This is a genomic window from Streptomyces sp. CO7, from assembly GCF_053474865.1.
The window spans coordinates 449629-459133 of sequence record NZ_JBRIOU010000004.1 but is presented as its reverse complement, the minus strand read 5'-3'; the positions used below and the strand labels follow the sequence as shown (position 1 = coordinate 459133).

7 protein-coding genes are annotated in these 9505 nt (G+C 71.0%); 4 read left to right on the top strand and 3 right to left on the bottom strand.

What is annotated here, in order from left to right:
* Positions 1 to 3417: multifunctional oxoglutarate decarboxylase/oxoglutarate dehydrogenase thiamine pyrophosphate-binding subunit/dihydrolipoyllysine-residue succinyltransferase subunit (locus ACOV8S_RS14870; protein WP_448318296.1), on the top strand; the 3417-nt coding region annotated here is incomplete at its 5' end.
* Between the two features lie 97 nt (positions 3418 to 3514).
* Complete coding sequence (locus ACOV8S_RS14865; RefSeq protein WP_003992906.1) at positions 3515 to 3694, top strand: DUF6104 family protein; 180 nt, start codon at positions 3515 to 3517, stop codon at positions 3692 to 3694.
* A 379-nt stretch (positions 3695 to 4073) separates the two neighbouring features.
* Here ACOV8S_RS14865 and ACOV8S_RS14860 read toward each other — a convergent pair whose 3' ends face one another.
* Entirely contained in the window at positions 4074 to 4334 is a 261-nt protein-coding gene (locus ACOV8S_RS14860; protein WP_448318295.1) for a UBP-type zinc finger domain-containing protein, read from the bottom strand.
* A gap of 59 nt (positions 4335 to 4393) precedes the next feature.
* Here ACOV8S_RS14860 and ACOV8S_RS14855 point away from each other — a divergent pair, with 59 nt between their 5' ends.
* Positions 4394 to 5998 (top strand): Na+/H+ antiporter, encoded by a 1605-nt coding sequence (locus ACOV8S_RS14855; protein ID WP_448318294.1) that lies wholly within the window; start codon positions 4394 to 4396, stop codon positions 5996 to 5998.
* Between the two features lie 13 nt (positions 5999 to 6011).
* Here ACOV8S_RS14855 and ACOV8S_RS14850 read toward each other — a convergent pair whose 3' ends face one another.
* Entirely contained in the window at positions 6012 to 6911 is a 900-nt protein-coding gene (locus ACOV8S_RS14850; RefSeq protein ID WP_448318293.1) for a 1-aminocyclopropane-1-carboxylate deaminase/D-cysteine desulfhydrase, read from the bottom strand.
* A gap of 67 nt (positions 6912 to 6978) precedes the next feature.
* Positions 6979 to 7569 carry an N-acetylmuramoyl-L-alanine amidase gene (locus ACOV8S_RS14845; RefSeq protein ID WP_448318292.1) on the bottom strand — a complete coding sequence of 197 codons (591 nt, stop codon included), beginning with the start codon at positions 7567 to 7569 and terminating at the stop codon, positions 6979 to 6981.
* Positions 7570 to 7844: 275 nt separating this feature from the next.
* On the opposite strand from ACOV8S_RS14845, the gene ACOV8S_RS14840 reads away from it, so the two are divergent.
* On the top strand, positions 7845 to 9251 hold the full coding sequence (locus ACOV8S_RS14840; protein WP_448318291.1) for a family 2B encapsulin nanocompartment shell protein: 1407 nt from the start codon (positions 7845 to 7847) through the stop codon (positions 9249 to 9251).
* Positions 9252 to 9505: the final 254 nt, after the last annotated feature.

Here is a 9505-nt window from a genome sequence, read left to right as displayed (position 1 = left end):
GCCAAGGCCCCCGCCAAGGCGAAGGCCGAGCCCGAGGCCGAGGCGAAGTCGGGACCCGAGTACGTCACGCTCCGTGGCCCCGGCGCCGCCGTCGCGAAGAACATGAACGCCTCCCTGGAGCTGCCGACCGCCACGTCGGTCCGCGCGGTCCCGGTGAAGCTGCTGTTCGACAACCGCATCGTCATCAACAACCACCTCAAGCGCGCCCGTGGCGGGAAGATCTCCTTCACGCACCTCATCGGGTACGCGATGGTGCAGGCCGTCAAGGCCATGCCGTCGATGAACTGGTCCTTCGCGGAGAAGGACGGCAAGCCGACGCTGGTCAAGCCCGAGCACGTCAACCTGGGCCTGGCCATCGACCTGGTGAAGCCCAACGGCGACCGCCAGCTCGTCGTCGCGGCCATCAAGAAGGCCGAGACCCTGAACTTCTTCGAGTTCTGGCAGGCCTACGAGGACATCGTCCGTCGCGCCCGCGACAACAAGCTGACGATGGACGACTTCACCGGCGTGACGGTCTCCCTCACCAACCCCGGCGGCATCGGCACCGTGCACTCCGTGCCGCGCCTGATGCCCGGCCAGTCGGTGATCATGGGCGTCGGCGCCATGGAGTACCCCGCGGAGTTCCAGGGCACCTCCCAGGACACCCTGAACAAGCTGGGCATCTCCAAGGTGATGACCCTCACCTCGACGTACGACCACCGCACCATCCAGGGCGCCGCCTCCGGCGAGTTCCTGCGGATCGTCTCGAACCTGCTGCTCGGCGAGAACGGCTTCTACGACGAGATCTTCGAGGCGCTGCGGATCCCGTACGAGCCGGTCCGCTGGCTCAAGGACATCGACGCCTCGCACGACGACGACGTCACCAAGGCCGCCCGCGTCTTCGAGCTGATCCACTCCTACCGGGTCCGCGGCCACGTCATGGCCGACACGGACCCGCTGGAGTACCAGCAGCGCAAGCACCCCGACCTGGACATCACCGAGCACGGCCTCACCCTGTGGGACCTCGAGCGCGAGTTCGCCGTCGGCGGCTTCGCCGGCAAGTCGATGATGAAGCTGCGCGACATCCTCGGCGTGCTCCGCGACTCGTACTGCCGCACCACCGGCGTCGAGTACATGCACATCCAGGACCCGAAGCAGCGCAAGTGGCTCCAGGACCGCATCGAGCGCCCGCACTCCAAGCCGGAGCGCGAGGAGCAGCTGCGGATCCTGCGCCGCCTGAACGCCGCCGAGGCCTTCGAGACGTTCCTGCAGACCAAGTACGTCGGCCAGAAGCGCTTCTCGCTGGAGGGCGGCGAGTCCGTCATCCCGCTGCTCGACGCGGTGATCGACTCGGCCGCCGAGTCCCGCCTTGACGAGGTCGTCATCGGCATGGCCCACCGCGGCCGCCTGAACGTCCTCGCCAACATCGTCGGCAAGTCCTACGCGCAGATCTTCCGCGAGTTCGAGGGCAACCTCGACCCGAAGTCGATGCACGGCTCCGGCGACGTGAAGTACCACCTGGGCGCCGAGGGCACCTTCACCGGCCTGGACGGCGAGCAGATCGCCGTCTCGCTGGTGGCCAACCCCTCGCACCTGGAGGCGGTGGACCCGGTCCTGGAGGGCGTCTCGCGCGCCAAGCAGGACATCATCAACAAGGGCGGCACGGACTTCACCGTCCTGCCGATCGCCATACACGGTGACGCGGCCTTCGCGGGCCAGGGCGTGGTGGCCGAGACCCTGAACATGTCGCAGCTGCGCGGCTACCGCACCGGCGGCACGGTCCACATCGTCATCAACAACCAGGTCGGCTTCACCGCGGCCCCCGAGTCCTCGCGTTCCTCGATGTACGCGACGGACGTGGCCCGCATGATCGAGGCCCCGATCTTCCACGTCAACGGCGACGACCCCGAGGCCGTCGTCCGCGTCGGCCGGCTCGCCTTCGAGTTCCGCCAGGCGTTCAACAAGGACGTGGTCATCGACCTCATCTGCTACCGCCGCCGCGGTCACAACGAGTCGGACAACCCGGCCTTCACCCAGCCGCTGATGTACGACCTGATCGACAAGAAGCGCTCGGTGCGCAAGCTCTACACCGAGTCCCTCATCGGTCGCGGCGACATCACCCTGGAAGAGGCCGAGCAGGCGCTGCAGGACTACCAGGGCCAGCTGGAGAAGGTCTTCACGGAGGTCCGTGAGGCCACCGCGCAGCCGGTTCCCTCCGAGGCCTACGACCCGCAGGCCGGCTTCCCCGTCCCGGTGACCACCGCGATCTCCAGCGAGGTCGTCAAGCGGATCGCCGAGTCGCAGGTCAACATCCCCGACCACATCACCGTGCACCCGCGTCTGCTGCCGCAGCTGCAGCGCCGTGCGGCGATGGTCGAGGACGGCACCATCGACTGGGGCATGGGCGAGACCCTCGCGGTCGGTTCGCTGCTCCTCGAGGGCGTCCCGGTCCGCCTGGCGGGCCAGGACTCGCAGCGCGGCACCTTCGGCCAGCGTCACGCGGTGCTCATCGACCGCGCGACCGGCGAGGAGTTCACGCCGCTGCTGTACCTGTCGGACGAGCAGGCCCGCCTGAACGTCTACAACTCCCTGCTGTCGGAGTACGCGGCGATGGGCTTCGAGTACGGCTACTCGCTGGCCCGCCCCGAGGCGCTGGTCATGTGGGAGGCGCAGTTCGGCGACTTCGTCAACGGCGCGCAGACGGTCGTGGACGAGTTCATCTCCTCCGCCGAGCAGAAGTGGGGCCAGACCTCCGGCGTCACGCTGCTCCTGCCGCACGGCTACGAGGGCCAGGGCCCGGACCACTCGTCCGCCCGCCCGGAGCGCTTCCTGCAGCTGTGCGCGCAGAACAACATGACGGTCGCCATGCCGACCTCGCCGGCGAACTACTTCCACCTCCTGCGGTGGCAGGTGCACAACCCGCACCACAAGCCGCTGGTGGTCTTCACCCCGAAGTCGATGCTGCGCCTGAAGGCGGCCGCGTCGAAGGCGGAGGAGTTCACCACGGGCGGCTTCCGCCCGGTCATCGGCGACGAGTCGGTGGACCCGGCCGCGGTCCGCAAGGTCGTCTTCTGCGCCGGCAAGGTCTACTACGACCTCGACGCGGAGCGGAAGAAGCGTGGTGACACCGAGACGGCGATCATCCGCCTGGAGCGGCTGTACCCGCTCGCGGGCGAGGAGATCCAGGCCGAGATCGCCAAGTTCCCCAACGCCGAGAAGTACCTCTGGGTGCAGGAGGAGCCGGCGAACCAGGGCGCCTGGCCGTTCATCGCGCTGAACCTGATCGACCACCTCGACCTGAAGGTCGGCGCGGACGTCCCCGCCGCCGAGCGCCTGCGCCGCATCTCGCGTCCGCACGGCTCCTCGCCGGCGGTCGGCTCCGCGAAGCGGCACCAGGCCGAGCAGGAGCAGCTGCTCAACCAGGTCTTCGAGGCGTAGGCCCTCCCAGCCCTGCAGGTAAGGCCCGGCCCGGGGTTCCCGGTCCGGGCCTTACCCTTTCTTCCGTAGCCGTCCATTGCGCAGGAGACACCACCCCATGTACTTCACCGACCGCGGCATCGAGGAGCTGGAGAAGCGACGCGGCGAGGAGGAGGTCACCTTCGAGTGGCTCGCCGAGCAGCTCCGCACGTTCGTGGACCTCAACCCGGACTTCGAGGTCCCGGTCGAACGCCTCGCCACCTGGCTCGCCCGCCTCGACGACGAGGACGACGAGTAGCCCCTCCCATCCGCGCGCCCTGGCGCGTCCCTCCCTCGCTGCCGGTCCCACCGGGCGAGGCCGATGCCGGGGGGCGCCGACCGTGCGTCAGCTGCTCCCACCCGCCCCCCTGCGGGCAATCGTGCCGCTGGGCGGCACGGGTGGGCGCAGGGGCCCACGTCCTGGCGAGACGGCTCGCTCCACGCAACGTAAGCCCCTCCGGGAAGGGGGCGGGTCGGGGGATGCAAGGTGCTGTCCACCCGGCCGCAGCCCTGCGCCGCGCTGCGGTCAGGGTCCGCCCGTATGGTGCCGTCGGCTTGCGCACCGTTGAGCGAGCCGCTCGCCGCGCAGGCCCGTGCCGCCCTCTGGGCGGCCCAGCCGCCCGCAGTGGGGTCGGGCGTCAGGCGAGGACGTGGTCGAGGAAGCACCAGCGCCAGGATTCGCCGGGCTCGAACGTCCGCATGACCGGATGACCGGTCTCCTCGAAGTGCGCCGACGCATGCTTCAGCGGAGAGGAGTCGCAACAGCCCACGTTCCCGCACTCCAGGCACAGCCGCAGCTGCACCGGATGCGTGCCGGCCGCCACACACCCCTCGCAGGTGTCCGACCGCGGCGCCGGTTCCGGCCGCGGCAGCGAGTCGACGTGCGCGCAGTGTTTCATGGGTCTCAGGTTACGTCTGGTGCGGTGAGAGCACCTGGACAGAGCGAGGTCGGGACCTGATGCATGTGATGCCCCTGCTCCTGCTGATCGCGGGGAGCACCGCCGTCGCCGGGCTCGCTCGGCGGACCCCCGTGCCGGCGCCGCTGCTGCTGGTCACCACCGGCCTGCTGGTGTCGTACCTGCCGGGGATGCCCGAGTACGAGCTGAACCCGGAGATCGTCCTGCCGCTGGTGCTGCCCCCGTTGCTGTACACGGCGGCCACCGACAGCTCCTACCTCGACCTGCGGGCCCAGAAGCGGCCGGTGGCGCTGCTCTCGGTGGGCTACGTGCTCTTCGCGACGCTCCTGGTGGGCCTGATCGTGCACACCTTCGTGCCCGGCCTGTCCGCCGCCGGCGCGCTGGTGCTGGCCGCGGTGATCGCCCCGCCGGACGCCGTCGCCGCCACCGCCATCGCCCGCCGGCTGCACCTGCCCGCCCGCGTCACCACCATCCTGCAGGGCGAGTCCCTGGTGAACGACGCCACCGCGATCACCGCCTACAAAGTCGCGCTGGCCGCCGCCGTCGGCGAGAGCATCGGCTGGCTCGGCGGCGGCCTGGAGTTCCTGGTCGCCTCGGTCGGCGGCGTCGGCGTCGGACTCGCGCTGATGGTGCCCCTGCACTGGCTGCGCACCCGGATGAACGACGCGCTGCTGCAGAACACGCTCTCCCTGGTGATCCCGTTCTTCGCCTACGCGCTGGCCGAGCAGGTGCACGCCTCCGGTGTGCTGGCCGTGGTCGTCGTCGCCCTCTACCTCGGTCACCGGTCCTGGCAGGTGGACTTCGCCACCCGGCTGCAGGAGGGCGCGGTGTGGCGCATGGTCGCCTTCGTGCTGGAGTCGGCGGTCTTCGCGCTGATCGGCCTGCAGCTACCGGTGGTGGTGAGGGACCTGGGCGACGAGTACCCCGCCGGCCGGCTCGCCTGGTACGCGCTGGCGCTGTTTGTGACGGTGGTGCTGATCCGCTTCGTCTGGGTCTACCCGGCCGCCTTCGTGCCGCGGCTCCTCTCGAGCAGGATCCGCGAACGGGAGGAGAACCCGACCTGGAAGGGCACTTTCATCATCTCCTGGGCCGGCATGCGCGGCGTGGTCTCGCTGGCCATCGCGTTCTCCATCCCGGCCACCGTGCACGGCGGTCAGGAGTTCCCCGGCCGCAGCCTGATCCTCTTCCTCACCTTCACCACCGTCATCGGCACCCTGGTCGTGCAGGGACTGACGCTGCCGTCGCTGATCCGGGCGTTCCGGCTGCCCGGGCGCGACGTCCAGGCGGAGACCCTCGTCGAGGCCAACGCCCAGGCGCAGGCCTCCCGCGCCGCCGAGGAGCGGCTGGACGAGCTGATGGCCGACGAGCGCAACGCCCTGCCGCCGCCGCTCGCGGAACGGCTCCGCAGGGTCATGGAGCGCCGCAGGAACTCCGTGTGGGAGCGGCTCGGCTCGCCCAACCCGGTGACCGGGGAGAACACCGACGACACCTACCGCCGGCTCGCCCGGGAGGTCATCGCGTCCGAGCGGGACGTCTTCGTGCGGCTGCGCGACGCCCGGTACATCGACGACGAGATGCTGCGCACGCTGCTGCTGCGCCTGGACCTGGAGGAGGCCGCCGCGTTCCGCGAGGAACAGGGCACCTGAGGGGCGGCGCCCGTCACGGCTGCGGGAACGGGCGCCCGGTGATCACCGCGGCCAGCCGGGTCCCCGGCGGGAAGGCGCCCTCCTCGGTCAGGGCGGTCAGCGCGGACAGCAGCTTGGCGACGTACAGCCGCTCCACCGCGAGTCCGTGACGGTCCTCGAAGTCCCGGGCGAAGGCCTCCAGTCCGGCCGGGACGCGGGCGAAGCCGCCGCCGTGGAAACGGTTCTCCACCTCCCACCGGCCCCGCGGCCCGCCGAAGGCCTCCCCCTGGAGCCTGCGCACCTCTTCCGCGAGGAAGCCGCCCTTCAGCACGGCCACACCCACGGCCCGCTGCCCGGGGTCCAGCCCGGCCGCCAGGCCCGCCAGCGTGCCGCCCGTGCCGCAGGCCACCGCGGCGACGTCCGCAAGGCCGCGCAGCTCCTCGCCCAGGGCCACGCACCCGCGCACCGCGAGCGCGTTGCTCCCGCCCTCCGGCACCACGAAGGCGTCCGGCGGCGCGCCCGCCTCCCGCAGCAGCCGCTCCAGCACCGCCGGCTCCGCCTTGCGCCGGTAGGACGCCCGGTCGACGAAGCACAACCGCATCCCGTCCTCGACGCAGCGCGCCAGCGAGGCGTTCAGCTCCCGGTCCGCCAGCTCGTCCCCGCGGACGATCCCCACCGTCCCCGACCCGAGCAGCCGCCCGGCGGCCGCCGTGGCCCGCAGATGGTTGGACCAGGCCCCGCCGAACGTCACCAGCGGCCTGCCCGCGGCGGCCCGCAGGCTGGGCGCCAGCTTGCGCCACTTGTTGCCGACCAGGGCGGGGTGGATCAGGTCGTCCCGCTTCAGCAGCAGCCGCACCCCATGACGGGCGAACCGCCCGTCCGCGACCTCCGCCAGCGGCGACGGCACCCGCCCCGGCACCTGGACCTCACTCACCCGCCCATTGTCCCCCCGGCCCTGACAGGGCCCGCACGAGGTCACCCGGCGCGCGCTGCCCAGCAGGTCACTTGAGGCGCTCCGCCACCCGCTCGCGGAGTGACTTCATGGTGAAGCCCCGAGGGTCGGTCTTGCCCGGCTGCCACTCCAGGTGCCCGATCACCGACCGCGCCGACCACCCGTGGTGCCGGCAGAGCGCGGCGGCCGCCCGGGCGATCGCGTCCAGCTGCTCCTCGGGCCAGGGGTCGTCCCCGTCGCCACGGTTCTCGCACTCGAAGCCGTAGAAGTGCCGGTTGCCGTCGGCCTGCGCCTCGTTCTCGGGCGGCAGCGCCCGCTCGGCGATCACCGCGCGCAGCACCTCGTCGTCGCCCAGGCCCGCGTGGTTGGCGCGGCCGTAGCCGACCAGATGGACCTTGCCGTCCTTGGTGATCACGCCGTGGCACAGCGGACCCGGCAGGTCCGGCCTGCCCTCGCGGCAGATCTCCACGGTCCGCCGGGCACCCTCGGTGGCCGTGTGGTGGATCATCACTCCGTGGACCGGCCCCCAAGGGCCGGCCGCGTTGCGATGGTGATCCCGCCAGTCGCCCACCTCCTCGACCGTCAGGCCCTCGTCCTCCAGCAGTTTCAGGAACGTCCTCGCCGCCATGGGCTTGGCCACGACCGCCCTCCTTTGCGCTCGGTGACCGTTTGCTTGCGATCAGTTACTACCGTCGCCGGGCCGAACGGAATCCACGCCCGAGGGGGTTCGTGGAGCGTACGGGCGTGTTCGGGGCGCATCCGGACCCGAAGGACGAGACCTGCCCCGTCAAGTACGCGATCAGTCCCGCTCTTTCGGGTAATGGTGCGGACGCGCTGCGTCACCGAGAGTGGAGCTCGTCAACAGGCCCCGACGCGTTCCATCGGCGCGGGGCACAACCGGGAGGGCATTTCTCTATGTCGGTAGGCGAAGAGGTCCGCACCGAGCAGGACCGGCCGCAGCAGAGCCTCGGCACGGCGGCCGCGCGGAACCTGGCCACCACCACCAAGTCCGCTCCGCAGATGCAGGAGATCAGCTCGCGCTGGCTGCTGCGCACCCTGCCCTGGGTGAACGTGCAGGGCGGCACCTACCGGGTGAACCGCAGGCTCACCTACAGCGTGGGGGACGGCAGGATCACCTTCGTCAAGACGGGTGACCAGGTCGAGGTGATCCCGGCGGAGCTCGGTGAACTGCCCGCGCTGCGCGACTTCGAGGACCTGGAGGTGCTCGAGGAGATCGCCCGCCGCTGCCGGCAGCGGGAGTTCGCGCCCGGCCAGATCATCGCCTCGTTCGGCAGCCAGGTGGACGAGGTCCACCTGCTCGCCCACGGCAAGGTCGAGAAGGTCGGCTCCGGCCCCTACGACGAGGACGCGGTGCTGGGCGTCCTGGCCGACGGCGCCTACTTCGGCGACCAGTCGATCCTGGACCCGGACTCCATCTGGGACTACACCCTGCGCGCCGTCACCGGCTGCACGGTGCTCACGCTGCCCCGCCGCGACCTGGAGCAGGTCGCCGAGCGCTCCGAGCCGCTGCGCGACCACCTGCAGCGTCAGCGCGCCATCCCCGCCCAGCGGACCAACAAGTACGGCGAGCGGGCCATCGACCTGTCCGCCGGCCACTCCGGCGAGGTGGACATCCCGCGCACGTTCGTCGACTACGAGGCGCGGCCCCGCGAGTACGAACTCAGCGTGGCGCAGACGGTGCTGAGCATCCACAGCCGGATCGCCGACCTGTACAACCAGCCGATGAACCAGACCGAGCACCAGCTCCGGCTGACGGTGGAGGCGCTCCGCGAGCGCCAGGAGCACGAACTGGTCAACAACCGCGAGTTCGGCCTGCTCCACAACTGCGAGTACGACCAGCGGCTCCAGCCGCACGACGGCGTCCCCGGCCCCGACGACATGGACGAGCTGCTCAGCCGGCGCCGCGGCACCAAGCTGTTCCTCGCCCACCCGCGTGCCATCGCCGCCTTCGGCCGCGAGCTCAACAAGCGCGGCCTGGTGCCGGAGTCGGTCGACGTCGGCGGCCAGCGGGTGCCGACCTGGCGGGGCGTGCCGATCTACCCGTGCAACAAGATCCCGGTGACCGACGCGCGCACCACCTCGATCATCGCGATGCGTACCGGCGAGGACGACCAGGGCGTCGTCGGCCTGCACCAGACCGGGATCCCCGACGAGATCGAGCCCGGCCTGTCGGTTCGGTTCATGGGCATCAACGAGCAGGCGGTCATCAACTACCTGGTGACGACCTACTACTCGGCGGCCGTCCTGGTCCCGGACGCCCTCGGGGTGCTGGAGAACGTGGAGATCGGGCGATGGAGGTGAGCTGACCCGGGCCGGGCGGTGTCCCCGCCCGGCAGGGTGGGGACATTGCGGGGGGAGACCGCTGTGACAGAAGTGAAGGGAGTTCCCCGAGGGGGGTCATGAGCCACGTGACGACACAGGCACGGGACGGACAGGACGGAGCGCGGGGGGCGCGGGACGGCTTCACCGTGCCGCGGGCGCGCCGGGCCACGGAGGACGAGCCGGCCGCGGACGGCGTACGGGCCGCGAAGGACGGACGGGCTACGGAGGAAGGG

Excerpts from the sequence above, each read along its gene's own strand:
- ACOV8S_RS14860 (WP_448318295.1), bottom strand. The coding sequence starts at position 4,334 with ATGAAACACTGCGCGCACGTCGACTCGCTGCCGCGGCCGGAACCGGCG.
- ACOV8S_RS14840 (WP_448318291.1), top strand. The coding sequence starts at position 7,845 with ATGTCGGTAGGCGAAGAGGTCCGCACCGAGCAGGACCGGCCGCAGCAG.
- ACOV8S_RS14865 (WP_003992906.1), top strand. The coding sequence starts at position 3,515 with ATGTACTTCACCGACCGCGGCATCGAGGAGCTGGAGAAGCGACGCGGC.
- ACOV8S_RS14855 (WP_448318294.1), top strand. The coding sequence starts at position 4,394 with ATGCATGTGATGCCCCTGCTCCTGCTGATCGCGGGGAGCACCGCCGTC.